We start from the raw sequence: 25199 nt of genomic DNA on the forward strand, positions 1-25199 counted from the left end.
AAATTAATAATTGAGTTACATTATTTAAAAAACATTTATTAATTACTTACCTATGAATTAATCATCAATAATGACATGAAGTTATGTTGTCTCAATAAATATTTAGATTTTTAAGTGAAAATTTGATACAATTTTATGATGAATGAGTAATAAGGAGGCTTTTAATAAATGACTAAAGTTACACGTGAAGAGGTTGAACATATAGCACATTTAGCAAGACTTCAAATTTCTGAAGAAGAAACTGAAGAAATGGCTAATACACTTGAAAGTATCTTAGATTTTGCTAAACAAAATGACACAGCAGATACAGAAGGTATTGAACCAACTTATCATGTATTAGATTTACAAAATGTGTTACGTGATGATGAAGCAATCGAGGGCATTCCTCAAGAACTTGCATTAAAAAATGCTAAAGAGACAGAAAATGGTCAATTTAAAGTACCAGCTATCATGAATGAGGAGGAAGCTTAAGATGAGTATTCGTTATGAATCAGTTGAAAAATTATCAGAAATGATTAAAAACAATGAGATTAAGCCTTCAGAAGTTGTCAAAGACATCTATGATGCAATTGAAGAAACGGATCCTACTATTAAATCATTTTTAGCACTAGATAAAGATAATGCTATTAAAAAAGCAAAAGAATTAGATGAATTACAAGCAAAAGGCCAAATGGAAGGTAAATTGTTTGGTATTCCTATGGGAATTAAGGACAACATCATTACTAAAGATGTGGAAACAACATGTGCTAGTAAGATGTTAGAAGGTTTTGTTCCAATCTATGAATCTACTGTAATGAACAAATTACATGATGAAAATGCGATACTAATCGGTAAACTCAACATGGATGAATTTGCTATGGGTGGTTCTACTGAAACATCATATTTCAAACAAACTGTTAACCCATTCGATCATACAGCTGTACCAGGTGGTTCGTCAGGTGGTTCAGCAGCAGCAGTTGCTGCAGGTTTAGTACCATTCAGTCTAGGTTCAGATACTGGTGGTTCAATTCGACAACCAGCAGCATATTGTGGTGTAGTGGGTATGAAACCAACTTACGGACGTGTATCACGTTTCGGTTTAGTTGCTTTTGCATCTTCATTAGACCAAATTGGTCCAATCACTAGAAATGTTAAAGATAACGCTATCGTTCTAGAGACAATTTCAGGCGTTGATAGAAATGATTCTACAAGTGCACCAGTTGAAGATGTTGACTTTACTTCAGAAATTGGTAAAGACATTAAAGGCTTAAAAGTTGCTTTACCAAAAGAATATTTAGGTGAAGGTATCAATGAAGATGTTAAAGAAGCTGTTAAGAATGCAGTTGAAACACTTAAATCTTTAGGTGCAGAAGTTGATGAAGTATCACTTCCAAATACGAAATATGGTATTCCATCATATTATGTTATCGCGTCATCAGAAGCATCAGCGAACTTAGCTCGCTTTGATGGTATTCGCTATGGCTACCATTCAAAAGAAGCGCAATCATTAGAAGAATTATATAAAATGTCTAGATCAGAAGGATTTGGTGCTGAAGTTAAGCGTCGTATCTTCTTAGGTACATTTGCATTAAGTTCTGGTTATTATGATGCTTACTATAAAAAATCACAAAAAGTTAGAACATTAATCAAAAATGACTTTGATAAAGTTTTTGAAAACTATGATGTTGTTGTAGGTCCAACTGCACCAACTACTGCGTTTAACTTAGGTGATGAAATCGATGATCCTTTAACTATGTATGCTAATGACTTATTAACTACACCTGTTAACTTAGCTGGTTTACCAGGTATTTCTGTTCCTTGTGGGCAATCAAACGGTAGACCAATTGGCTTACAATTTATCGGTAAACCTTTTGATGAAAAGACGTTATATCGTGTGGCATATCAATATGAAACACAATTCAATTTACATGACGCATATGAAAAATTATAAGGAGTGGAAATAATGCATTTTGAAACAGTTATCGGACTTGAAGTTCACGTTGAGCTAAAAACAGACTCAAAAATGTTCTCTCCATCACCAGCACATTTTGGAGCTGAACCTAACTCAAATACAAATGTTATTGATTTAGCATATCCTGGTGTATTACCGGTTGTTAATAGACGTGCTGTAGACTGGGCTATGCGTGCATCAATGGCTTTAAATATGGATATCGCTACAAATTCTAAATTTGACCGTAAAAACTATTTCTATCCAGATAATCCTAAAGCTTATCAAATTTCTCAATTTGATCAACCAATTGGGGAAAATGGTTATATTGATATTGAAGTAGATGGTGAAACAAAACGTATCGGAATTACACGTCTTCACATGGAAGAAGATGCTGGTAAATCAACACATAAAGATGGATACTCTTTAGTAGACTTAAACCGTCAAGGTACACCATTAATTGAAATTGTATCTGAACCAGATATTAGATCTCCTAAAGAAGCTTATGCTTACTTAGAAAAATTACGTTCAATTATTCAATATACAGGTGTATCAGACTGTAAAATGGAAGAAGGCTCATTACGTTGTGATGCCAATATTTCATTACGTCCTTATGGACAAGAAGAATTTGGTACAAAAACTGAATTGAAAAACCTAAATTCATTTAACTATGTTAGAAAAGGTTTAGAGTACGAAGAAAAACGCCAAGAAGAAGAATTATTAAACGGTGGTACAATTGGACAAGAGACACGGCGCTTTGATGAATCAACTGGTAAAACAATTCTTATGCGTGTTAAAGAAGGCTCAGATGACTATCGTTACTTCCCTGAACCTGACATTGTACCTTTATACGTAGATGAAGAATGGAAAGAGCGTGTACGTCAAACAATCCCTGAATTACCAGATGAGCGTAAAGCTAAATATGTAAATGATTTAGGTTTACCTGAATACGATGCGCACGTATTAACACTTACTAAAGAAATGTCTGATTTCTTTGAAGGTGCTATTGAAAAAGGTGCAGACGTTAAGTTAACTTCAAACTGGTTAATGGGTGGCGTTAATGAATATTTAAATAAAAACCAAGTTGAGTTACAAGATACTAAATTAACACCAGAAAACCTTGCTGGTATGATTAAACTTATTGAAGATGGTACGATGAGTAGTAAAATTGCTAAAAAAGTTTTCCCAGAATTAGCTGAAAATGGTGGCGATGCTAAACAAATCATGAAAGATAAAGGTTTAGTTCAAATTTCTGATGAAGCTACTTTAACTAAATTCGTCACTGAAGCTTTAGATAATAATCCTCAATCTGTTGAAGATTATAAAAATGGTAAAGGGAAAGCAATGGGCTTCCTAGTTGGTCAAATTATGAAAGCATCTAAAGGCCAAGCTAATCCTCAAAAAGTAAACCAAATATTAAAACAAGAATTAGATAAACGTTAATTAAAGATTTAAACATAATGAATTAAAGCATCATTTAAGGTTTGTTTCCTATCATGGTTAGGGAACAAGCCTTTTAATTTTGGTGTTTGGTGTTTTTAGTTCAATTATTTTTAATGTTATAACTGCTATGATTATTTAATTGTAAATAGTGTAATAAATGTATTTTAAAGATTATTGATTTAAATACTTCCAACTCTCCTATAAATCATTTAATATAAGAATATGTATAAAAAGATGAGGGATAATTTATGAGAAAACGTGCAAGAATCATTTATAATCCAACTTCTGGAAAGGAACTTTTTAAAAGAACTTTACCAGATGTTTTAATTAAATTAGAACGTGCCGGTTATGAGACTAGTGCTTATGCAACTGAACGTGAAGGCGATGCCACGCTTGAAGCTGAACGTGCACTAAAAAGAGATTATGATATCATTATAGCAGCTGGTGGAGATGGCACACTTAATGAAGTTGTTAATGGCATAGCTGAACAACCCAATCGCCCTAAATTAGGTATCATCCCTATGGGGACAGTGAATGATTTCGGTAGAGCCTTACACTTACCAAGTGATATTATGGGTGCTGTTGATGTTATTATTGATGATCACACGACTAAAGTGGATATAGGAAAAATGAATAATCGTTATTTCATCAATCTAGCAGCTGGTGGTCAATTAACTCAAGTTTCTTATGAGACGCCAAGTCGATTAAAATCAATTGTAGGTCCCTTTGCGTATTACATTAAAGGATTTGAAATGTTACCTCAAATGAAAGCTGTAGATTTGCGTATAGAATATGATAATCAAGTTTTTCAAGGAGAGGCATTATTATTCTTATTGGGACTGACAAACTCAATGGCAGGATTTGAGAAATTAGTTCCTGATGCTAAGTTAGACGACGGGCATTTCACATTAATTATTGTAGAAAAGGCTAACCTTGCTGAACTAGGGCACATCATGACTTTAGCATCTCGTGGAGAACGCATTAAACATCCAAAAGTTATTTATGAGAAAGCTAAATCAATTAATATCTCATCCTTTACTGAAATGCAACTGAATGCAGATGGTGAATATGGTGGTAAATTACCAGCTAATTTCTTGAATTTAAAAAGACATATCGAAGTATGTACGCCAAAAGATATATACAATGAGGAATTAACTGAAGATCAACAAGTTGAAGATGGCATTATTGAAGAGAAGCCATCGAATAAAGAAATTATAAAAAACAATGAAATATCAGAATAAATTATACAGTTGAAGAGGTTGAGCAATAGTTTTGATGTCTTAGGTATGAAAACAAAACCAAGATTAAACTACTCTAACCTCTTTTTATGTGGGGTGAAATAATGGAAACCATAAATAAAAATGAAATAAAACAAGGTAACGTTGTTGATTTAACACATGAAGGGCATGGAGTCATTAAAATCGACCGTTATCCGATATTTGTGCCAAATGCGTTAATTGGTGAAATGATTAAATATAAAATTATAAAAGTGAAGAAAAATTTTGCTATTGGTAAACTTCTTCAAGTTATTAAATCAAGTGAGCAACGCGTGGAACCGCCATGTAAATACTATTGGAAGTGTGGTGGTTGTCAATTGCAACACATGACGTATGATGCCCAATTGGCTATGAAGCAGTCACAAGTTACCAACTTATTCCATAGAAAAGCACAATTTAGCAATACAATCATTAACAAAACTATCGGTATGGATCATCCCTGGCATTACAGAAATAAATCACAGTTGCCAATTGGTAAAGATAGAGAAGGAAAAGCAATTATGGGATATTATCGACAAAGAAGTCACGATATTATCGATATGGATAGTTGCTTAATCCAAGATGATATACATCAAGATATTATGAACCACGTCAAACAATATATTATTGATTACGATATTAGTGTTTATAATGAGAGTACAAAAAAAGGACTTTTAAGACATTTAGTTATTCGCACAGGCTATTATTCTGATGATATGATGGTCGTTTTTGTAACAAATGGTAAAAATTTCCAGCAAGCTTCAATTTTAGTTGAAAAACTGAAAGAAACTTTTCCTAACATAACTAGCATTAAACAAAATATTAATAATAGTCATTCCAATGTTATTATGGGGGAACAGTCTGTAACGCTATATGGCAAAGATAAGATTGCTGATCAACTTAGTGACACTACATTTAAAATAAGTGATCAATCATTCTATCAAATAAATTCTTCTCAGACTGAAAAATTATATCAGAAAGCTATAGAGTATGCGCAATTGACAGGTGAAGAAACAGTTCTTGATACATATTGCGGTATTGGTACGATAGGTTTATATATGGCGCCAGTAGCGAAACATGTTTATGGAGTTGAGATCGTGCCGTCAGCGATTAAAGATGCACAACAAAATGCGACTTTAAATGGATTTGAAAATACAACTTTTGTCTGTGGAAAAGCAGAAGAAGTCATTATAAAATGGAAACAACAAGGTATCAAACCAGATGTTGTTATGGTAGATCCCCCGAGAAAAGGGTGCGATGAAACTTTCTTACAAACGTTGCTCAAACTAAATCCTAAGCGTATTGTCTACATTTCTTGTAATCCATCTACGCAACAAAGAGATGCTCAGATATTAGATTCACAATATGAATTGCAAGAAATTACACCAGTCGATATGTTTCCTCAAACAACACATGTAGAGACAGTTGCATTATTTGAAAGAAAATCTTAAACGTGAAATTTTAATACAAATATTAAGAAATGGTTACAGAGCATTAAATCTTATAAAAAAGGTTTTTTTCTCAACATCGACTGTGTATACTATGGTTGAAAATTAACAGAGATTGGAGGTCATTATTGTGCAGAAAATTGATTTTTCTCCAAATAGAATCAACTTACCTAAATTTATGGCAACTCAATTAGTAGTGATTTTATTTATGATAGTGTTTACTTATAAATGGGCATTTATGTTTACAACCATTCATGAACAAACATTTTTAGCTAACTTATTATATGGTATTTTAGGTTTTATAGTTATTTTAGGACTACATGAACTGATTCATAGAATTTCATTTTTTATCTGTTCAAAAGGAGAACAGCCTCATTTTAAATATAAAAAGGGTTTTTTATTAGTACATATTTCCAAAAAATATTTTAATAAATGGCAATTTTGCACAATAATGCTAGCTCCAATGTTTATATTAACAGGAGTATTAATGTTTATTTTCAGTATTTACGCATACTCCTCAATTATTATTATGTTAAGTATACATTTTGGATATTGCTTAATTGATTTATATTTAGTAGGTATTACATTTACTAATAAATTTGAATATGTACATCCATCAGATGAAGGTTTAATTATGTATCATCAACGACCTATACAAGCTAATAACGAATTTGAATAAATAGTGAGTCTCAATATAATTATTTATGTGCACATTTCATGAGATTTGTTGCTAGTCACATTATAATTATATTGAGGCTTATTTTATTTAGTTTATTTTAAAAGAGGTGAGACGATGGCCGAAAGAAGGATAATTCATATAGATATGGATTACTTTTTTGCACAAGTAGAAATGCGAGATAACCCTAAATTAAAAGGTAAACCTGTAATTGTAGGTGGTAAGGCAAGTACTCGTGGTGTGGTTTCTACTGCTTCTTACGAGGCTAGAAAATATGGGGTTCATTCTGCAATGCCAATGTCTCAAGCGCATAAATTATGTCCTAATGGATATTATGTAAGAGCAAGATTTGACGCTTATAGAGAAGCCTCTGCCGTGATTATGTCTATATTTAAAAGTTATACAGATATTGTAGAACCAATGTCATTGGATGAAGCGTATTTAGATATTACTCACCTTGTTAGACCTGACTTGTCTGCATCCAAAATCGCAACGTTTATTCGACGCGACATATTTGAACAAACTGGTTTAACTTCTTCGGCAGGTGTATCTTATAATAAATTTTTAGCAAAATTAGCAAGTGGTATGAATAAGCCTAATGGCATGAAGGTTATCGATTATAATAATGTAAACGATATTTTAATGAATCTTGATATTGGTGACTTTCCAGGTGTGGGTAAAGCATCGAAAAAAGTCATGCATAACCATGATATATATACAGGTAAAGATTTGTATGATAAAACTGAATTTGAATTAATACGTTGGTTCGGAAAAAGAGGTCGTGGCTTATATCTTAAAGCGCGAGGAATTGATCATAGTGAAGTAAAAGCAACGAGAGTACGTAAATCCGTGGGTACTGAACGAACATTTTCAACTGATGTGAATGATGATGAAGAAATTTTACAAAAAATATGGGAACTATCTGGCAAGACAGCAGAACGTTTATCCAAGTTACAAAAATCAGGTAGTACCGTAACAGTTAAATTAAAAACTTATCAATATGAAACATTTTCTAAGCAAAGAAATTTGAGAGAGGCAGTAAGTAGAGATATTGATATATATAATGTAGCTTATGATTTATATAATGATTTGAAGGATCCTGATGTTCCAATAAGGTTAATCGGTGTAACGGTTGGCAATTTAGAACAGTCAACATATGAGAATATGACGATTTATGATTTTATATAAAGATAAAGGTTCATGATGACTTTAGCAATTAAACTAAACCAGTAATTGCAATTCATGTGGGTTAACCTTTATCTTTTAAATTTTTGCCATAAATTTGGAGCATACTTTGTAAATTGTCATAGTGTTTTAATAATCTAAACGTAATCATTGCACATGCTTTAGCATCGTTGAGTGCATCATGATGACCGTGAAAGTCTAATTTATAATGTTTCATTAAATGTTTTAGTCCGTAACGATATGCATCAATTGTACGTTTAGCAAGTTGATATGAACAGAAGTAAATCATGGAGGGTGTTTCTATATTTAACTGTTTTAAACTTTGATGTAGTACATTCATATCAAAAGCAGCATTATGAGCAACAACAGGTAAATTATCAATAAATTGCATCATATAGGGGAATACATATTCAAAACTAGGAGCATCATTTACGTCTTCAGGTGTAATACCGTGAACCTCAATATTTGTCTGAGAGAAATAATCAAAAGGGTTAACTAAAGTATAAAAAGATTCCACAATCTCATTGTTAACTACTTTGACCATACCTACAGAGCAAATACTTGTACGTTTACCGTTTGCAGTTTCGAAGTCTAATGCAATAAAGGCATTTTCCATTCCTAACACTGTCCTTTCAAGTATTGATTCTTTTATTTTAGCTAAAAATATAAATATAATTCCAGAATGTTGCATTCTTAAAATAAAAAAGAGTGGAAATGAATTCATTTCGAATTCATTATCCACTCCAGTAATATTTATGAGTCTTATGAATAACTAGCATTATACCTTTTTGTGCATGTTAGTTACTTACATGTACTAGGCAAGTACTAAAAATCATTTGTCTCAATCATAATTAAACCATGAGATAAAAGTTATTCTTCATCAAATGAACGAGCTGCTAATTCTTTTTCATATAAATATAAAGTATTGCAGTCATCGCCAATACGGTTTAAATAATCAATATGTGTTTCAAATGTTGATTCTTCTTCAACTTGCTCATCTAAGAACCAGTTTAAGAAAGAAATCGTAGCATAGTCTTTATCTTTTTGAGCTATTTCAGATAAATTGTAAAAACGACGAGTAACATCTTGTTCCTGTGCTAATCCATCTTTAAATGTTTCAAGGATAGATTTAAATTCAGTTTTAGGCGCTGGTATTGATTTAAATTCAGCATGTTCACCACGATCGTTGATATAATCATAGATTTTTTTACCGTGGAAACGTTCTTCTTTAGCTTGTTGGATATAGAAGTTAGCGAAACCTTCATATGAAGCATCATCGCAATAAGCTGCCATTGCCATATAAGCATGAGCTGCGAAATATTCATGGTTCATTTGATCATTAAGTGGTTCTAACAAGTCTTTACTTAGCATAATTAAGTCACCTCTATTTAAGATTTTGTAATTGATTTTGTCTTTGTTCATTAAGAGTATAACAAATCTATTCTCATTAGTAAATAATAATTATTATAATCTAGAATGTAACTTGTTATTTTTAATTGAGAATGTTTTTTGTTATACCCTTTACGTGTTATAATTATTCAAGTGATTTATATGAGGAGGAAGCACATGAGACAATGGACTGCAACGCACTTAGCGAAATTGGCTCGTAAGGCTAGTATCGCTGCTGGGAAGAAAGGTACAGATTTACCTGGACAAGTTGCCCGCAAAGTGGATCAAAATATATTAAGAAAATTAGCTGCACAAGTAGATGACATCGTTTTTATTAGTGGGACTAATGGTAAAACGACTACATCTAATCTTATAGGACATACATTAAAAGCAAATCATATTGAAATTATACATAATAATGAAGGTGCTAATATGGCAGCAGGTATCACATCTGCCTTTATCATGCAGAGCACTAAAAATACTAAAGTAGCGGTTATTGAAATCGATGAAGGATCTATTCCTCGAGTTTTAAAAGAAGTCACTCCATCAATGATGATATTTACTAATTTCTTCCGTGATCAAATGGATCGCTTTGGCGAAATAGATATAATGGTAAATAATATAGCTAAGTCAATTAGTAATAAAGGAATTAAATTGTTACTCAATGCAGATGATCCTTTTGTAAGTCGACTTAAAATAGCTAGTGACTCTATCATTTATTATGGTATGAAAGCACACGCGCATGAGTTTGAGCAAAGTACTATGAATGAGAGTAAGTATTGCCCAAATTGTGGCAAATTATTAGCATACGATTACATTCATTATAATCAAATCGGTCATTACCATTGTTCATGTGGATTCAAACGTGAATTACCTAAATATGAAGTTTCATCATTCACAGTATCACCGTTCTTAGCATTAAATATAAATGAAACAACATTTAACATGAAAATTGCCGGAGACTTCAACGCTTATAATGCACTAGCAGCCTATACTGTGTTGAGAGAATTAGGGCTCAATGATGAGTCTATTCGAATTGGTTTCGAATCATATACTTCAGATAATGGTCGTATGCAATATTTCAAACTTGATCATAAAGAAGCTATGATTAATTTAGCTAAGAATCCTGCAGGTATGAATGCTAGTTTATCAGTAGGAGAACAGTTAGAAGGTAAAAAAGTATATGTCATTAGTCTAAATGATAATGCTGCTGATGGTCGTGATACTTCTTGGATTTATGATGCCGATTTCGAGAAATTAAGCGAACAAAATATTGAAACGATCATTGTTACAGGGACTCGAGCTGAAGAATTACAATTACGTCTGAAATTAGCCGAAGTAAATGTTCCAATTATACTTGAAAAAGATATTTATAAAGCAACTGCAATGACAATGAATTATGAAGGTTTCACGGTAGCTATTCCTAACTACACATCTTTATCTCCAATGTTAGAACAACTTAATCGTACATTTAAAGGAGGGCAATAAATATGAATGAATTAACCGTTTATCATTTTATGTCAGATAAATTAAATTTATATAGTGATATAGGAAATATTATTGCGCTCAAACAAAGAGCAAAGAAACGTGGTATTCAATTAAATGTAGTAGAAGTTAACCAAACTGAAGGTGTGACGCTTGATAATTGTGATATCTTCTTTATCGGCGGTGGCAGTGATAGAGAACAAAGTATTGCTACTAAGGAATTAAGTAAGATAAAGACTACACTTAAAAATGCTATTGAAGATGGTATGCCAGGATTAACGATTTGTGGTGGTTATCAATTTTTAGGAACAAAATATATTACGCCTGATGGAACTGAACTTGAAGGTTTAGGTATCTTAGATTTCTATACTGAGTCACGAACTGAACGATTAACTGGTGATATAGTAATCGAGAGTGACACATTTGGAACGATAGTTGGCTTCGAGAATCATGGTGGTCGAACACATCATAATTTTGGTACGTTAGGACACGTTACGGTTGGTTACGGTAATAATGATGATGATAAACAAGAAGGTATTCACTATAAAAATTTATTAGGAACATATTTACATGGACCTATCCTTCCAAAGAATCATGAACTGACTGATTATTTATTAGAAAAAGCCTGCGAACGTAAAGGTATACCTTTTGAACCTAAACAATTAGATAACACTGAAGAAGAAGCGGCTAAACGAGTTATTATAGAAAGATCAAAAAAATAACAAATATAATAAACAATTAAAAATGACGTACCGGATCTATAGAAATTTTCCAGTACGTCATTTTTTATTTGTCATTATATCTACTATCTAATAATTTATAGATTAGAAGTATTTCATAAATGACATGACTTTTGATTTGATTCTGATCAAATTCTTCTAAGCGTTTGACAGAAGATTTAAGTGTTGATGCAGATGAACGGTGAGGCTCAAAATGATTGCTTTTGATAATATTATTGACGCTATTACTAATTTTAATAATAGCTATTTTTTCCTCAGGCGTAAAAACTAAATGTATGTGCTTAGGTAAATATATAATATTTGATAGGTGAGTAGCCAGTAATCTATCGATATAGGAACGGTTCGAAATATTTTTTAATCGTTTCCATTCATCTTCTTTGTTTTTATGATAACGTAATTCGTCTTTTTGATAGCCGGTTAAAGTTTCAGTCTTGTTTATTACACCCATCAACTTATTTAAAAGATCATTACTATGATCAGAATCAAATTTTCCTAATAATAATTCGTTACATCTTGAAGAGAACAACTCATACATTTTATATTCGGATTGCGTTAAATTATCTTCAATTTGCTGATAATATTTAGGAGGCAGAACTATAAAATTGACCAATCCTGCTGTAACCAAACCGATTAATGCAGTTAATAATCTTGAAAAAAAGTTGAATAAATAGGCGTCGTGTATGCCAGGTATCATGGCAACCGATGTTAACACCGCAACAGTAGTACCAACTTGTAAGTTTAATTTAGTGCAAACTAAGATAGTAAAAAGTGCACTGAACGTATACGTTAAAGCCGATTGGTCACCAAAAATAAAAGTAAAAAGTACAGCAAATAATGCACCAATAACCGTTGCGGGCAATCTTCTATAACCTTTTTTTAATGATGCCTTTGCAGTAGGTTCGATAGTTACAATAGCAGTTAATATAGCGAAGATTGGAGTGAGATCAAGCATCAAACAAAATAGCGATGTTAAAAAGGTTGCTAAGCCAGTTTTGATTGTTCTCGCTCCTATAATTTTCTTGTACCATTTATCCATATGATAAATCCTCTCGTTGTACGAAAATAACAATTATAATTTTATCTTTTAAACAGAAATTATTTTGCGCTTCATTTTTTGTATATTTAGTATATCAAAATTTTTTTGGTATAATAAGATGTAATCACAATTTAAAAAGGAACGGGATATTATGATTGTAAAAACAGAAGAAGAATTACAAGCCTTAAAAGAGATAGGTTACATTTGTGCTAAGGTTAGAGATACTATGCAAGAAGCTACTAAACCAGGTATTACAACTAAAGAATTAGACAATATAGCTAAAGATTTATTTGAAGAACATGGTGCTATTTCAGCACCTATTCATGATGAGAATTTCCCTGGACAAACATGTATAAGTGTTAATGAAGAAGTAGCGCATGGTATTCCTGGCAAACGAATCATTCGTGAAGGAGATTTAGTTAATATTGATGTATCAGCCTTAAAAAATGGTTATTACGCTGATACAGGTATTTCTTTTGTTGTGGGCGAAGCAAGTGACCCACTTAAACAAAAAGTATGTGATGTTGCACTAATGGCATTTGAAAATGCAATGGCAAAAGTTAAACCAGGAACTAAATTAAGTAATATCGGTAAAGCAGTACATGCAACAGCACGTCAAAATGATTTAACTGTCATTAAAAATCTAACTGGGCATGGTGTAGGTCAATCACTACATGAGGCGCCTAACCATGTTATGAACTATTATGACCCTAAAGATAAAACTTTACTTAAAGAAGGGGTTGTAATTGCAGTAGAGCCATTTATTTCTTCTAAAGCAACTTTTGTAACAGAAGGTAAAAACGAATGGGCCTTCGAAACTAGAGATAAAAGTTTTGTCGCTCAAATCGAACATACGGTTATCGTTACTAAAGATGGACCATTATTAACTACAAAAATTGATTAATTTCATATTTAATTACTTTTAATTAAAAATTCGATATATATAAATTAACCAGTAAATGAGATGACAACGCTCATTTACTGGTTTTTTAAGTTTATATTAGTTAGTTTTATAAAGTTATTTACCTAATAATTTATAGACTTGTTGCTGCTGTTGTTTGCCATCTGGGTCTAGTTTGGTTTTAATTTTTGTGAAAGTTTCAGACCAATCAGACGTACGCGTTCTAATAGGTGGTTCTTTCATTTCAATAGTTTTTAAAATGACTTGCGCAACTTCATGTGAACTTTGAGAAGCATCATGCCCATAATTTTCTTTAATACCACTGATATATGAATTGTATAAGTGCGTATATTCATCTTCTTGTATGCCACCAGTTTGAGTTAGGTGGTTCATTATGTTGGGCATAAATTCAGATTGTATGCCACCAGGTTCAATAATAGTAAATTTAATATTGAATTCAGGTTGAATATAACTTGCTAAAGATTCTGTATAACCTTCAACACCAAACTTAGCGGCACAATATATTTCGTTGAAAGGTTGCCCAACTAGGCCTCCAACTGACGAAATATTGATAACACGACCTTCTCTTTGTGATCTCATGATTGGTAATACAGCTTTGGTCATTCGAATAACACCCATTAAATTTAAATTAAGTTGCCAATTTATTTCTTCATCGGTTGCTTATTCTGTAGTTTTATTAAAGCCGGCGCCAGCATTGTTAATCAAAATGTCTATACGACCTTCTACTTGTATAATGAATTCAACAGCAGATTTAATACCATCTAATTTGGTTACATCCAATTCTAAAATGGTTAGGTCTACATTTCTTTTAGTCGCTTCATTTTTTAAATTCATTTGTTTTTCTAAATTACGCATCGTGGCATATACTTGAAATCCTTTTTCAGCCAGCATGAGCGATGTTTCAAATCCTAGTCCTGATGAAGCACCAGTAACTAGAGCAATAGTTTTATTCATATCATAATCTCCTTTGTGAAAGTCACTAAAGTATTAACTATTCTACGAATAATGTCAAAGAAATGAATCTATGAAGACCATCGTTGTTCAACTTTGCCAAATTTCCAAATTAAAGTGGAAATGAGCCAACTGATAATAAATAAAATCACTAAAATATAACCTATATTATCAAATTGTATGTTTTCAATAAATTCCCAGAAAGAACCTTTTAATTGAAGCTTATCAACTAGTATTTGTAGTAATTCAACAGTACCAATTAATAGCGCAGCAATAACAGATATAGCAGTAATTGTAATATTGTAATAAATTTTCCGAATAGGATTGAAGAATGCCCAATTATAAGCAGAAGTCATCAGTATACCGTCTAATGTATCTAGCAAACTCATTCCGGCAGCAAACAATATAGGTAAAGATAATATACCTACGAATGAAATTGCTTGCTGTGACGCACCTGAAGATAAAGCTAGCAATGAGATTTCACTAGCAGTATCAAATCCTAAACCGAATAGAAAGCCTAGTGGCAAGACATGCCAACTATGACTAATAAATTTAAAGTATGGTCCGACCATACGAGAAACAAAGCCACGTGTATCTAATAAATCATTTAACTTCTCATCATTAATTTTGTCTTTGCGAAACTTTAAAAATAAAGTTATTAAAGAAATTAATATCATTAGATTTAATATACCTATGAGAATTAAAAATGTTCCTGAAACGAGAGTGCCAATAATTCCACCAATTTCTTGAAAGTGGGGTAATGCATCTTTAGCCCATTTAATTGAAATGCCTAAAAAGACAGCCATAAAAAAGACTACTGTAGAATGTCCAATTGAGAAGTAGAAACCTACACCCACTGGATTACGTTGTTGTTGGATTAATTTACGCACTGTATTATCAATAGCAGCTATATGGTCTGCATCAAAAGCGTGTCGAAGTCCTAATGTATAAGCAAGTAATCCCATACCTAGTAGTAGATGATTAGTATTTGCTAAATAGAGGAAGCCAAAACCCAGAATGTGAAGTGAAGTCACAATAAGTACATAAGGAAGCCAATTAAGACGATGTGTGTTAATCATTGATGTTACCTTCTTTCAAAAATAAATATAATTAATCATACACCTGTTTAAGTTGAAAATAAAATTTGAGGTATAACTTACATGAATTTTATATGAATTCTATAGAAATAATAAACATCGTACTAAAGTATGAGAGTAAGATGGTCCTAGAGCCTATATGAGTTTAAGTCACTTTAAACTATAATTGAGCTTAATCAAGGACGAGGTGGTTCTATGAATTATATGGACTTATATTTACAACACTTTCTTAAAGTAGTTATTAAACGAAACATTAATGATTACAAAATTAGTTTAGATCAAAAATTAAAGAGCATTGAAAATTACATTGAATATTTAAAAGAAAAGAAAACGCAAATGAATAAGTTGATTGACAGTTTAACTGCAACATTAGAAAATAAATATATTGATATTACTAATACGTATAATATTAAACATGCACAAGAAATTAATAATTATGAAATTGAAGGTCTTAAAAGACAGCTTGATCTATTTGAAGCCTATTGTGCAAGAATTGAAGCGGATATTCATCGTTGCTCTAAAGAAAAGATCACAACACAAGGCCAATGTGACATAATTGAACAAATGAGTGTAGTAGCTTAATTGAAAGGAATAGGAGGCGACACATTGACTCGAAAATATATATCGACAGAGTTATTAATCATATTTACGGCATTAATGATTATTGCCAATTTTTATTACATCTTTTTTGAGAAAATAGGCTACCTATTTGTATTACTTTTAGGATGTATATTAGTTTATGTAGGCTACCTTTACTTTCATAAAGTAAGGGGTCTCTTAGCGTTTTGGATAGGTGCATTGCTTATAGCATTTACTCTATTGTCGAATAAATATACCATCATAATATTATTTGTCTTTCTAGTTATCGTAATCATTAGATATCTCATTTTTAAGTTTAAACCTTTAAAAGTGATTGCTTCAGAAGATGAAGTTACATCACCTCAATTTATTAAACAAAAGTGGTTTGGAGAGCAACGCACACCAGTATATGTTTATAAATGGGAAGATGTACAAATTCAACATGGTGTTGGTGATATACACATTGATATGACAAAAGCCGCAAATATTAAAGAGAATAATACGATAGTAGTAAGACATATTTTAGGGAAAATTCAGTTAGTGGTACCATTGAATTATAATATTAATTTACACATGGCTGCTCTATATGGAAATGCTTATTTAAATGGCCAATCGTATAAAGTTGAAAATAATCATATCCAAGTTGAAGAGAAGCCTAAAGAAGAGAATTATAATGTCAATGTTTATGTTTCAACATTCATAGGAGATGTTGAGGTGATTTATCGATGAACCACTACTTAAGAGCTATCGGTTCAATGCTTATACTAGTTTATAGCATGTTAACCGCGTTCTTATTTATAGATAAAGTATTTGTTAATATTATCTATTTCCAAGGTATGTTTTATACTCAAATTTTTGGGATACCTGTTTTTCTATTTTTAAATTTAGTCATCATTTTACTTTGTATTATAGTAGGTTCAATTCTCGCATATAAAATTAATCAACAAAATCAGTGGATTAAGTCGCAAATCGAGCATGCCATTGAAGGAGAAACAGTAGGTATTAATGATCAAAACATTGAGCTCTATAACGAAACCATAGATATTTATCAAACATTAGTTCCGTTGAATCAAGAGTTACACCGTTTACGAATGAAAACGCAAAACTTAACTAATGAGAATTATAATATGAATGATGTTAAAGTTAAGAAAATCATTGAGGATGAACGACAGAGATTAGCTCGCGAGTTACACGACTCTGTTAGTCAACAACTTTTTGCAGCAAGCATGATGTTATCTGCAATAAAAGAAACAAAATTAGAGGCACCGCTTGATCAACAAATACCAGTATTAGAGAAAATGGTACAGGAATCTCAACTTGAAATGCGCGCATTGTTACTTCATTTAAGACCTTTAGGACTGAAAGATAAATCTCTAGGTGAAGGTATCAAAGATTTAGTTATTGATTTGCAAAAGAAAGTGCCTATGAAAGTCATACACGATATTCAAGATTTTAAGGTGCCTAAAGGTATAGAAGATCATTTATTTAGAATTACACAAGAGGCTATATCAAATACGTTAAGACATTCTAATGGATCTAAAGTTACAGTGGAATTATTTAACCAACAAGATTATCTATTACTTCGAATTCAAGATAATGGTAAAGGATTCAATGTTGACGAGAAATTAGAACAAAGTTATGGATTAAAAAATATGAGGGAACGCGCATTAGAAATTGGTGCGACATTCCATATTGTTTCGTTACCGGATTCTGGAACGAGAATAGAAGTTAAAGCACCGTTAAATAAGGAGGATGATAATAATGACGATTAAAGTTTTGTTCGTTGATGACCATGAAATGGTTAGAATTGGGATATCAAGTTATCTATCAACACAATCTGACATTGAGATAGTTGGAGAAGGGGAATCTGGTAAAGACGCCATTGCAAAAGCTCATGAATTAAAACCTGATTTAATTCTTATGGATTTATTAATGGATGACATGGATGGTGTCGAAGCAACTACTCAAATCAAAAAAGATTTGCCGCATATTAAAGTTGTAATGTTAACTAGTTTTATTGAAGATAAAGAAGTATATAGAGCATTAGATGCTGGTGTAGATAGCTATATTTTAAAAACGACTAGTGCTAGTGATATAGCCGACGCAGTACGCAAAACTTATAATGGTGAATCGGTATTTGAACCTGAAGTTTTAGTTAAGATGCGTAACAGAATGAAGAAACGTGCAGAATTATATGAAATGCTGACTGAGCGTGAAATGGAAATTTTATTATTAATTGCAAAAGGGTATTCAAATCAAGAAATAGCGAGTGCTTCTCATATTACAATTAAAACCGTTAAAACTCATGTAAGTAATATATTGAGTAAATTAGAAGTACAAGATAGAACACAAGCCGTAATTTATGCATTCCAACATAATTTGATTCAATAAAAAAGGTTGAGGCGATAAACCGTTGCCTCAACCTTTTATTAATTTAATTAGTATTTAAACACTTATTTTTTATTATCATCGTCATTATTAGTAAATTTATCTTTAATTTTCTCAGTCAATGAAGCATCTTCTTCATGTTTATCTTCTGGATCTTTATCGACTTTATAGTCTTCATCTTTGCCAGTAGCTGTATGTTTATATTCATAAGTAGTATCTTCATTATAGTGGTTCTGGTTATTATCATCATGGTCGAGCGCTGCTTCTTCAGGAGTTTGTCCTTTAATAACATGTCTTTGATGGATGATTGCATTAATTTCAGCACCAATAATAATGATAAAACTTGTTAAATATAACCAAATTAATAAGATAATAATACCTGCGATACTGCCATAAGTCTTAGAGTAGTTTCCAAAATTTGAAATGTAGAAACCAAATGCGAAAGTCCCAAGTAACCAGATGACTGATGTAAATATAGCTCCTGGTAATACTGATTTTAGTTTAGTTTTAACGTTTGGAGCTACAGAGTATAGAATTGTAAATAGAATCAAAATAATAATTAATGGTAATACAACTCTTATTAAACTAAAGATCCATTTAACTTGACTATCTAATCCAAGAGGACCGAATAAGAAATGAGCAATAACTGACCCCATAGTAGGTAATGCCATCGCAACTAAAAATACGACACCTAACACAATCGTGAAAATAACACTTAGTATCTTTAAAAGAATACCATTTCTATTATCTTCAACATCATAAGCTACATTGAATGAATTCATAATTGCAGTCATACCATTTGAAGCTGACCAAATTGCTAAGATTAACCCGATAGAAAGTAAACCGCCACTAGAATTTTTAGTGACATCGCTAATTACACCTTTAATAAGACTCGATGTGTCAGCAGGTGCATTACTTAATAAACCAGTGATTTGGCTTTGGTCTAGGTTAAATAATGGTAACAATGTTAATAGGAAAATTAACATTGGGAACATAGCTAATACAAAATGATAGGTCATTTGTGCTGCTAAGCCTGAAGCGTCATCTTTGCCTATTCGATAAATTAAATAAGAAAGAAAATTAGATTTTTTTGTATACTTAGCTGGTTTGTTTAATCTTGAAACGAAAAAGACTTGATTGTCTTTTTTTGGTTCTTTAGATTGAAATTCTTGAGGCTCTACATATGTACGATCAACATTAATTTTATCTTGATTCTTCTCTTGCTCGTCTTTAATAGAGTTAAGATACTTCGAGTTTGATTTATTTTCTTTTGACATAACAATCTCCTTTGCTTTAACCACATACATTAATTTAAATAGTAAAATAAGCGGGACAGAAACCTGTTATATAATAAAGATTTCATTGTCCCACCTTACTATGAGTGAAAAACAAAAATAATATTTTACTTTTCACTTTCAGTTAGTTTTTATTTTAACTAAAGTTATAAAAAAGAGATTTAGCTAAAATAAACAATCAATTATTGACCAATGCGGTTATTCTTACGTTCAACGAAAGTATCTTTAGCATCTTTAATTGATTTTTCTAATTCTGGGTTATTGCGACGAATTTCTTCAATTGTATCTTTCCAATATAAAACTTCGTCTTTAATAGAATTGAATTTAGAAGGTTTGCGTGAACGATTACCTTCTTTAACATCTTTTACAGATTGAACTAAAGCGTTACGTGTTGATTTGTCAGCTAAAGTAGCAGCACCACCAACAATAGCGCCAATTAAAATACCAGGAATTAATTTGTTTTCCATTTTATTTACCCCTCTTTCAAATTTGCATCTTTGACGATGAAATCAATTAGATTGTCACAAGATGATTGTACCATTTCATATACACCTTCAAAATTATTAGTGTAATAAGGATCTGGCACATCACTCTCTTCCATGTTACTAAATTCGAGCAATTTGAACAATTTTCCTTTTATATTAGGATTGATGTTTTGGATATTATCAACATTGCTCTGATCCATAGCAATAATATAATCAAAATCATCACTTGATTCAAATAACTCACTAATCATACCATCAAAAGGTATATTATGGCGATTAAGAATATCTTGAGTACCTTCATGGGGAGGTTCTCCAAGGTTCCATTTACCTGTTCCTCTTGAGTAAACGTTAACGTCTGAAATGTTTCTATCTATCAAACGTTGACGCATGATTGCTTCAGCCATAGGAGAGCGACATATGTTTCCTAGACATACAAATGCTACATCTACCATATTGTATTCCCCCTAATTAATCTTATATAAACCATTTTATAGTTATTTTAAAATTTTATAAAGACATAATAATACTATATACGATAAAAGTTTGTTAAATTATCATACTTTGATAGAATATTGTATTAAAGAGGTGATAACGTGAGTCAAAATAAAAATGAAACAATGATTGCAGATATTAGAAAAAAATTAAATATTGTTAATCAAGGTTTGTTAAATCCAGATAAATTTAAAAATGCCAATCAGCAAGATATAGAAGAAATTCATAATTTTGTTATGTCTAAAGATTCTTTTTCACCAAGCGAAGTTACAGCAATTGCTGATGAGTTGGGAAACTTACGTCAAGATTAGGGAGGATGATGATATGACTTCATTAAGTTATAACGAGAAATTACAACAGTATGCAGAATTATTAGTTAAAATAGGTATGAATGTACAACCTAAACAACCTGTTTTTATTAGATCTTCAGTTGATGCCATCGATTTAACACGTTTAATAGTTGAAGAATCATATAAAGCTGGAGCATCAGACGTAAAAGTAAATTATTCAGATTCTAAATTAAATAGACTTAAATTTGAGTATGAATCAGTAGATTACTTTGAAAATCAGGCAGTTAAATCGTATGAAGTAGATGAACGAATGGATTATGCTAATCGTGGCGCTGCAAATTTAGCTTTACTTAGTGGTGATCCAAACTTGCTAAATGGTATAGACCCTGAAAAACTCAAAGCCAATCAAATGAGTTATAGTCAAGCATTCAAAGGATATATGGAAGGAAGTCAGAAGAATCAGTTTCCATGGGTTGTTGCTGCTTTTCCTTCTAAAGATTGGGCTAGACGTGTTTATCCAGATTTAGATGAAGAAATTGCATTAGAAAAGTTTATTGATGAAGTGTTTGATATCGTAAGAATTGACGGGAACGATCCTATTGAAAATTGGAAAAAGCATATAGAAAACTTAAGTGTACATGCTAAATTGATGCAAGAAAAAAATTATAAAGCGTTACATTATCAATCCAAAGGAACAGACTTAGTTGTAGGACTTCCAAAAGGACATATTTGGGAAGATGCTACGAGCTATGTTAATGGCAATCAACAAGCTTTTATAGCTAATTTACCAACTGAAGAAGTTTTTACAGCTCCTGATCGTAACAACGTTAATGGATATGTAACAAATAAATTGCCATTAAGCTATAATGGTACAATCATTGATGGCTTTACATTAACGTTTAAAGATGGACAAATCGTAGATTTCAAAGCAGACAAAGGCGAAGATGTGCTTAGAGATTTGATCAATACTGATGAGGGTTCTAAGCGACTAGGAGAAGTCGCTTTAGTACCTGATGATTCTCCAATTTCAAATCGTAATACTATTTTCTACAACACGTTATTTGATGAAAACGCATCATGTCATTTAGCCATTGGTTCGGCATATGGCTTTAATGTTGAAGGTGGTACTGAAATGACGACTGAAGAAAAAATTGCCAGTGGTCTTAATGATTCAAATGTCCATGTTGACTTCATGATAGGAAGTGCAGATTTAACGATTTATGGAATTAAACAGGATGACACTAAAGAATTAGTGTTTAAAAACGGCAATTGGGCTCAATAAAAATAGAAATTAAAATAAAAGGGGTATAACGCATGTCAAATTCTCAAGGTATTCGTAAATCAATGTCTGAATCAAAAAGTTATAAAGCTAAACAAGTATTTCCTCAAGACACCAATCATCACCATACAATGTTTGGTGGATCATTGATGGCTAACATAGATGAAATTGCAGCCATTACTGCAATGAAACATGCTAATGCCCAAGTAGTTACAGCATCAACTGATTCTGTAGATTTTTTGAGACCAATCAAAACAGGAGATATTACTTCTTATGAAGCGATGGTTAGTTATGCAGGTACAAGTTCAATGGAAGTTTGTGTTCAAATAATTATTGAGGATGTATTAAATAAAGAAAGACATTTAGCAGCCTTAAGTTTCTTAACTTTTGTTGCATTAGATGATAATGGTAAGCCAGTCCAAGTACCAGATGTCTATCCAGAATCAAAAGTTGAAAAATGGTTCTATGAAAGTGCGCCTAAGCGTGTACAGCGTAGAAAAGATAGAAGAGAAGAAAGTAAAAATACGATTGAATTTTTATCGAATGCACAACATATTGAAGAATTATAAATCACGGACAAGTTAAACGCTGGAACTAATATATTATAATTCTCATAAAACAGAACTAAGCACCACATAATGTTATTCTAAAACTTACTTTATGTGGTGCTTAGTTTATAGATATATGTGAATTATGGATGCTTAACTAAAAATATTTTCTGTGTGCATTTCTATTTCTTTCTGTTTGAAATCAGTGTTTGGATAATACATGTTTTTCACTAAAACATTAGGGCCTAAACAATGAAATGCCTCACAATGACAATTTAAAGATTTTGCTAAATCTGAAGTGAGCCATTTATTAAATACATCAGTCAATTTGTCTGTTTTTATATTTGAGATGGTACCATTTTCATCTCCAAAGTCTGTTACAATGACATCTCCGCTAAACACATTTACATTTAAGCGACTTCGTCCATCTGGATCATTTCGTGTTGTCACATTTTTTGCATCTCTTAAGCGTTGTAATAGTGCTTGATCATTTTCGTCATTAATACATGGATAGATAGGTAACGTACCAAACAGCATCCATACATTCTCATCTCGAATATCTAATAAATGATGAATTGCTTGTTTCATTTCTTTTAGAGAAAGCACATTTAATTGACTTGCGAAATCCGCTGGGTACATAGGATGAACTTCATGACGATTGCATTTCATATCATTAACGATTTCTTTATGAATTTTATCTAAGTAAGGTAAAGTACTCTGATTTAACATCGTTTCAGCTGAAACAAACATACCTTGACTTGAAAGGGTGCTCGCATTATCTAACATCTGTTCATATAATTTTAATTTTGCTTTTAAAGGTGGTTGTTTTTTCATGGCGCCAAAGCCAACATCAGTAAATTCTTGTATAGTTCCCCAATTATGTGAAATGTGCATAACATCTATGTATTCCGCGATATCTAAATAACGATCTTGAGGCAATGTTAAATTAGAATTCATTTGAACATAAATACCTCGATCTTTCGCGTATTTTAATAGGGGTTTAACGATATTTTTAATTGATTTCTTTGAGAACATTGGTTCTCCGCCTGTGATTGACATTGTTCTTAATTGAGGTATTTCATCTAAACGACGATAAATAATATCCATAGGTAATGCATCCGGATCTTTTGTTTGTAATGTATAACCTACTGCACAATGGCTACATCTCATATTACATAGCGTTGTGGTTGTAAATTCTATATTACTCAACGTCAACTGTCCGTAGTCTTCAATATCGTTATAAGCTTCCCAAGGATCATTTGAAATTGAAATGGGTTTTTTCTGATTTGTCATCCACATATTTATTACTCCTAAACTAAAAAAATTCCTCTATTCGTTGCAAAAGTACAGTAAACATTATTAAGATTATATCCCTTTTTGTCAAATTCTGTTAGGATAAAATTAACGTATTGTTAAATAAACTCATATAAAAAAGGAGAAACATTTATGAATGAACAACAAACAATGGAACAAATTAAAACGAGATTATCAAAATTCTTAGAAGATATTGATCATGTTAATCCTGATGAAGTAAGTGTTGAAGACATTGATGAATGGATTGGCTTACTAGATCAATTAGAAGAAAAAGTAAAGCAAGTGTCTAACTAAATAATAGCCGTTTAAGTTCAACTATGTTTAATAGCCTTCTATTTCGTCTATATAATAAATATAATTCGAACAAGAAAGGTGATTAATACATGACTAAAAAAGTAGCAATTATCTTATCAAATGAATTTGAAGATATTGAATTAACTAGCCCTAAAGAAGCAATTGAAGAAGCTGGTTTTGAAACAGAAATCATTGGTGATACTGCAAATGCTGAAGTAGTAGGTAAGCATGGTGAAAAAGTTACTGTAGACGTAAGTATTGCTGATGCTAAACCAGAAAATTATGATGGACTTCTAATTCCAGGTGGATTCTCACCAGACCATCTTCGCGGAGATGCAGAAGGTCGATATGGTACGTTTGCTAAATACTTCACTAAAAATGATGTTCCAGCATTTGCAATTTGCCACGGACCTCAAATTTTAATTGATACTGATGATTTAAATGGACGTACGCTAACAGCTGTACTTAATGTACGTAAAGATTTATCAAATGCTGGTGCAAACGTAGTAGACGAATCAGTTGTAGTTGATAAAAATATCGTAACTAGTCGTACACCAGATGACTTAGATGATTTTAACAGAGAAATTGTTAAACAACTTCAAGCATAAATCTTGTTGATGTAAAGCTTGAATATTATTCGATATAATCTTATAAGTCAATTTTATAAATTCGCAATATTT

Annotated in this window: 27 protein-coding genes and 1 pseudogene; 19 read left to right on the plus strand and 9 right to left on the minus strand. The window is 31.8% G+C overall.

Annotated features, from left to right (window positions below):
- Positions 1 to 168 precede the first annotated feature (168 nt).
- The 7 genes from gatC (at position 169) to dinB (ending at position 7938) form a co-directional block, all read left to right on the plus strand.
- Positions 169 to 471, plus strand: coding sequence for an Asp-tRNA(Asn)/Glu-tRNA(Gln) amidotransferase subunit GatC (gene gatC, locus SBL16_RS09875; protein WP_011275356.1), 303 nt, complete (start codon positions 169 to 171; stop codon positions 469 to 471).
- 1 nt (position 472) lies between these two features.
- A complete protein-coding gene (gatA, locus tag SBL16_RS09880; RefSeq protein ID WP_011275357.1) occupies positions 473 to 1930 on the plus strand; it encodes an Asp-tRNA(Asn)/Glu-tRNA(Gln) amidotransferase subunit GatA in 1458 nt (485 codons plus the stop codon).
- A gap of 12 nt (positions 1931 to 1942) precedes the next feature.
- Positions 1943 to 3370, plus strand: a complete 1428-nt coding sequence (gatB, locus tag SBL16_RS09885; RefSeq protein WP_107612167.1) for an Asp-tRNA(Asn)/Glu-tRNA(Gln) amidotransferase subunit GatB — start codon at positions 1943 to 1945, stop codon at positions 3368 to 3370.
- Between the two features lie 248 nt (positions 3371 to 3618).
- Positions 3619 to 4611 carry a diacylglycerol kinase gene (locus SBL16_RS09890; RefSeq protein WP_317953917.1) on the plus strand — a complete coding sequence of 331 codons (993 nt, stop codon included), beginning with the start codon at positions 3619 to 3621 and terminating at the stop codon, positions 4609 to 4611.
- A gap of 101 nt (positions 4612 to 4712) precedes the next feature.
- The gene (rlmD, locus tag SBL16_RS09895) at positions 4713 to 6077 is read left to right on the plus strand and encodes a 23S rRNA (uracil(1939)-C(5))-methyltransferase RlmD (protein ID WP_053018856.1); all 1365 of its coding nucleotides are present in this window, start codon (positions 4713 to 4715) and stop codon (positions 6075 to 6077) included.
- A gap of 127 nt (positions 6078 to 6204) precedes the next feature.
- The gene (locus SBL16_RS09900; RefSeq protein WP_037537985.1) at positions 6205 to 6753 is read left to right on the plus strand and encodes a DUF3267 domain-containing protein; all 549 of its coding nucleotides are present in this window, start codon (positions 6205 to 6207) and stop codon (positions 6751 to 6753) included.
- A gap of 114 nt (positions 6754 to 6867) precedes the next feature.
- Entirely contained in the window at positions 6868 to 7938 is a 1071-nt protein-coding gene (gene dinB / locus SBL16_RS09905) for a DNA polymerase IV (protein ID WP_317953919.1), read from the plus strand.
- Between the two features lie 61 nt (positions 7939 to 7999).
- Here the strand turns inward: dinB and SBL16_RS09910 are convergent, their stop codons facing one another.
- Both SBL16_RS09910 and ftnA read right to left on the minus strand, forming a co-directional pair.
- Positions 8000 to 8551 (minus strand): 3'-5' exonuclease, encoded by a 552-nt coding sequence (locus tag SBL16_RS09910; protein ID WP_037537979.1) that lies wholly within the window; start codon positions 8549 to 8551, stop codon positions 8000 to 8002.
- A gap of 254 nt (positions 8552 to 8805) precedes the next feature.
- Positions 8806 to 9306 (minus strand): H-type ferritin FtnA, encoded by a 501-nt coding sequence (ftnA, locus tag SBL16_RS09915; protein ID WP_107612164.1) that lies wholly within the window; start codon positions 9304 to 9306, stop codon positions 8806 to 8808.
- 195 nt (positions 9307 to 9501) lie between these two features.
- Here ftnA and SBL16_RS09920 point away from each other — a divergent pair, with 195 nt between their 5' ends.
- On the plus strand, positions 9502 to 10812 hold the full coding sequence (locus tag SBL16_RS09920; protein WP_107612163.1) for a Mur ligase family protein: 1311 nt from the start codon (positions 9502 to 9504) through the stop codon (positions 10810 to 10812).
- Between the two features lie 2 nt (positions 10813 to 10814).
- Positions 10815 to 11531, plus strand: a complete 717-nt coding sequence (locus tag SBL16_RS09925; RefSeq protein ID WP_107612162.1) for a type 1 glutamine amidotransferase — start codon at positions 10815 to 10817, stop codon at positions 11529 to 11531.
- A gap of 64 nt (positions 11532 to 11595) precedes the next feature.
- Here the strand turns inward: SBL16_RS09925 and SBL16_RS09930 are convergent, their stop codons facing one another.
- Positions 11596 to 12585, minus strand: coding sequence for an FUSC family protein (locus SBL16_RS09930; protein WP_053017429.1), 990 nt, complete (start codon positions 12583 to 12585; stop codon positions 11596 to 11598).
- A 151-nt stretch (positions 12586 to 12736) separates the two neighbouring features.
- Between SBL16_RS09930 and map the strand changes: the two genes are divergently transcribed.
- On the plus strand, positions 12737 to 13489 hold the full coding sequence (map, locus tag SBL16_RS09935; protein ID WP_011275369.1) for a type I methionyl aminopeptidase: 753 nt from the start codon (positions 12737 to 12739) through the stop codon (positions 13487 to 13489).
- A 114-nt stretch (positions 13490 to 13603) separates the two neighbouring features.
- Here the strand turns inward: map and SBL16_RS09940 are convergent.
- A pseudogene (locus SBL16_RS09940) lies at positions 13604 to 14461 on the minus strand (SDR family oxidoreductase).
- Positions 14462 to 14529: 68 nt separating this feature from the next.
- Positions 14530 to 15537 carry a HoxN/HupN/NixA family nickel/cobalt transporter gene (locus SBL16_RS09945; protein WP_107612161.1) on the minus strand — a complete coding sequence of 336 codons (1008 nt, stop codon included), beginning with the start codon at positions 15535 to 15537 and terminating at the stop codon, positions 14530 to 14532.
- Between the two features lie 213 nt (positions 15538 to 15750).
- On the opposite strand from SBL16_RS09945, the gene SBL16_RS09950 reads away from it, so the two are divergent.
- From SBL16_RS09950 to vraR, 4 genes are read left to right on the plus strand one after another with little or no spacing between them, the layout of a single operon-like run.
- Positions 15751 to 16137: a hypothetical protein gene (locus tag SBL16_RS09950; RefSeq protein WP_037537962.1), complete on the plus strand. Its 387-nt coding sequence runs from the start codon at positions 15751 to 15753 to the stop codon at positions 16135 to 16137.
- A 24-nt stretch (positions 16138 to 16161) separates the two neighbouring features.
- On the plus strand, positions 16162 to 16863 hold the full coding sequence (gene liaF, locus SBL16_RS09955) for a cell wall-active antibiotics response protein LiaF (RefSeq protein ID WP_011275374.1): 702 nt from the start codon (positions 16162 to 16164) through the stop codon (positions 16861 to 16863).
- Positions 16860 to 17906 carry a sensor histidine kinase gene (locus SBL16_RS09960; RefSeq protein WP_037537960.1) on the plus strand — a complete coding sequence of 349 codons (1047 nt, stop codon included), beginning with the start codon at positions 16860 to 16862 and terminating at the stop codon, positions 17904 to 17906. The genes liaF and SBL16_RS09960 overlap by 4 nt, the downstream gene beginning before the upstream one ends.
- The gene (gene vraR / locus SBL16_RS09965; RefSeq protein WP_037551137.1) at positions 17896 to 18525 is read left to right on the plus strand and encodes a two-component system response regulator VraR; all 630 of its coding nucleotides are present in this window, start codon (positions 17896 to 17898) and stop codon (positions 18523 to 18525) included. Before SBL16_RS09960 ends, vraR begins: the two co-directional genes overlap by 11 nt.
- Before the next feature lie 62 nt (positions 18526 to 18587).
- Here the strand turns inward: vraR and SBL16_RS09970 are convergent, their stop codons facing one another.
- From SBL16_RS09970 to SBL16_RS09980, 3 genes are all read right to left on the minus strand, one after another.
- Positions 18588 to 19799 (minus strand): YihY/virulence factor BrkB family protein, encoded by a 1212-nt coding sequence (locus tag SBL16_RS09970; RefSeq protein WP_107612160.1) that lies wholly within the window; start codon positions 19797 to 19799, stop codon positions 18588 to 18590.
- Between the two features lie 200 nt (positions 19800 to 19999).
- Positions 20000 to 20284, minus strand: coding sequence for a YtxH domain-containing protein (locus tag SBL16_RS09975; RefSeq protein WP_011275378.1), 285 nt, complete (start codon positions 20282 to 20284; stop codon positions 20000 to 20002).
- A 5-nt stretch (positions 20285 to 20289) separates the two neighbouring features.
- Positions 20290 to 20754, minus strand: coding sequence for a low molecular weight protein-tyrosine-phosphatase (locus tag SBL16_RS09980; protein ID WP_037537954.1), 465 nt, complete (start codon positions 20752 to 20754; stop codon positions 20290 to 20292).
- Between the two features lie 141 nt (positions 20755 to 20895).
- On the opposite strand from SBL16_RS09980, the gene SBL16_RS09985 reads away from it, so the two are divergent.
- The 3 genes from SBL16_RS09985 to SBL16_RS09995 are packed head-to-tail and all read left to right on the plus strand — an operon-like array spanning position 20896 to position 22932.
- A complete protein-coding gene (locus SBL16_RS09985) occupies positions 20896 to 21105 on the plus strand; it encodes a DUF1128 domain-containing protein (protein ID WP_080290985.1) in 210 nt (69 codons plus the stop codon).
- 13 nt (positions 21106 to 21118) lie between these two features.
- A complete protein-coding gene (locus SBL16_RS09990; protein WP_107612159.1) occupies positions 21119 to 22366 on the plus strand; it encodes an aminopeptidase in 1248 nt (415 codons plus the stop codon).
- Positions 22367 to 22398: 32 nt separating this feature from the next.
- Positions 22399 to 22932, plus strand: coding sequence for an acyl-CoA thioesterase (locus SBL16_RS09995; RefSeq protein WP_011275382.1), 534 nt, complete (start codon positions 22399 to 22401; stop codon positions 22930 to 22932).
- A 132-nt stretch (positions 22933 to 23064) separates the two neighbouring features.
- On the opposite strand, the gene yfkAB is transcribed toward SBL16_RS09995, so the two are convergent.
- Entirely contained in the window at positions 23065 to 24204 is a 1140-nt protein-coding gene (yfkAB, locus tag SBL16_RS10000; protein WP_182703535.1) for a radical SAM/CxCxxxxC motif protein YfkAB, read from the minus strand.
- A gap of 153 nt (positions 24205 to 24357) precedes the next feature.
- Here yfkAB and SBL16_RS10005 point away from each other — a divergent pair, with 153 nt between their 5' ends.
- Together SBL16_RS10005 and SBL16_RS10010 are read left to right on the plus strand one after the other, a co-directional pair.
- Positions 24358 to 24519, plus strand: coding sequence for an SE1561 family protein (locus SBL16_RS10005; protein ID WP_011275386.1), 162 nt, complete (start codon positions 24358 to 24360; stop codon positions 24517 to 24519).
- A gap of 89 nt (positions 24520 to 24608) precedes the next feature.
- Positions 24609 to 25127 (plus strand): type 1 glutamine amidotransferase domain-containing protein, encoded by a 519-nt coding sequence (locus SBL16_RS10010; protein ID WP_053041859.1) that lies wholly within the window; start codon positions 24609 to 24611, stop codon positions 25125 to 25127.
- The last annotated feature ends 72 nt before the right edge of the window (positions 25128 to 25199 follow it).

It is taken from the genome of Staphylococcus sp. NWU MK-U1, assembly GCF_033283505.1.
Classification (GTDB): domain Bacteria; phylum Bacillota; class Bacilli; order Staphylococcales; family Staphylococcaceae; genus Staphylococcus; species Staphylococcus haemolyticus.

Bases quoted from the DNA above. Each gene is read 5' to 3' on its own strand.
- SBL16_RS09920 (WP_107612163.1), top strand. From the start codon at position 9,502: ATGAGACAATGGACTGCAACGCACTTAGCGAAATTGGCTCGTAAGGCT.
- SBL16_RS09910 (WP_037537979.1), bottom strand. From the start codon at position 8,551: ATGGAAAATGCCTTTATTGCATTAGACTTCGAAACTGCAAACGGTAAA.
- rlmD (WP_053018856.1), top strand. From the start codon at position 4,713: ATGGAAACCATAAATAAAAATGAAATAAAACAAGGTAACGTTGTTGAT.
- gatC (WP_011275356.1), top strand. From the start codon at position 169: ATGACTAAAGTTACACGTGAAGAGGTTGAACATATAGCACATTTAGCA.
- SBL16_RS09945 (WP_107612161.1), bottom strand. From the start codon at position 15,537: ATGATTAACACACATCGTCTTAATTGGCTTCCTTATGTACTTATTGTG.
- gatB (WP_107612167.1), top strand. From the start codon at position 1,943: ATGCATTTTGAAACAGTTATCGGACTTGAAGTTCACGTTGAGCTAAAA.
- SBL16_RS10005 (WP_011275386.1), top strand. From the start codon at position 24,358: ATGAATGAACAACAAACAATGGAACAAATTAAAACGAGATTATCAAAA.
- ftnA (WP_107612164.1), bottom strand. From the start codon at position 9,306: ATGCTAAGTAAAGACTTGTTAGAACCACTTAATGATCAAATGAACCAT.
- SBL16_RS09975 (WP_011275378.1), bottom strand. From the start codon at position 20,284: ATGGAAAACAAATTAATTCCTGGTATTTTAATTGGCGCTATTGTTGGT.
- SBL16_RS09970 (WP_107612160.1), bottom strand. From the start codon at position 19,799: ATGTCAAAAGAAAATAAATCAAACTCGAAGTATCTTAACTCTATTAAA.
- yfkAB (WP_182703535.1), bottom strand. From the start codon at position 24,204: ATGACAAATCAGAAAAAACCCATTTCAATTTCAAATGATCCTTGGGAA.
- SBL16_RS09990 (WP_107612159.1), top strand. From the start codon at position 21,119: ATGACTTCATTAAGTTATAACGAGAAATTACAACAGTATGCAGAATTA.
- SBL16_RS09995 (WP_011275382.1), top strand. From the start codon at position 22,399: ATGTCAAATTCTCAAGGTATTCGTAAATCAATGTCTGAATCAAAAAGT.
- map (WP_011275369.1), top strand. From the start codon at position 12,737: ATGATTGTAAAAACAGAAGAAGAATTACAAGCCTTAAAAGAGATAGGT.
- SBL16_RS09960 (WP_037537960.1), top strand. From the start codon at position 16,860: ATGAACCACTACTTAAGAGCTATCGGTTCAATGCTTATACTAGTTTAT.
- SBL16_RS09930 (WP_053017429.1), bottom strand. From the start codon at position 12,585: ATGGATAAATGGTACAAGAAAATTATAGGAGCGAGAACAATCAAAACT.
- SBL16_RS09980 (WP_037537954.1), bottom strand. From the start codon at position 20,754: ATGGTAGATGTAGCATTTGTATGTCTAGGAAACATATGTCGCTCTCCT.
- SBL16_RS10010 (WP_053041859.1), top strand. From the start codon at position 24,609: ATGACTAAAAAAGTAGCAATTATCTTATCAAATGAATTTGAAGATATT.
- SBL16_RS09950 (WP_037537962.1), top strand. From the start codon at position 15,751: ATGAATTATATGGACTTATATTTACAACACTTTCTTAAAGTAGTTATT.
- gatA (WP_011275357.1), top strand. From the start codon at position 473: ATGAGTATTCGTTATGAATCAGTTGAAAAATTATCAGAAATGATTAAA.
- SBL16_RS09925 (WP_107612162.1), top strand. From the start codon at position 10,815: ATGAATGAATTAACCGTTTATCATTTTATGTCAGATAAATTAAATTTA.
- dinB (WP_317953919.1), top strand. From the start codon at position 6,868: ATGGCCGAAAGAAGGATAATTCATATAGATATGGATTACTTTTTTGCA.
- vraR (WP_037551137.1), top strand. From the start codon at position 17,896: ATGACGATTAAAGTTTTGTTCGTTGATGACCATGAAATGGTTAGAATT.
- SBL16_RS09890 (WP_317953917.1), top strand. From the start codon at position 3,619: ATGAGAAAACGTGCAAGAATCATTTATAATCCAACTTCTGGAAAGGAA.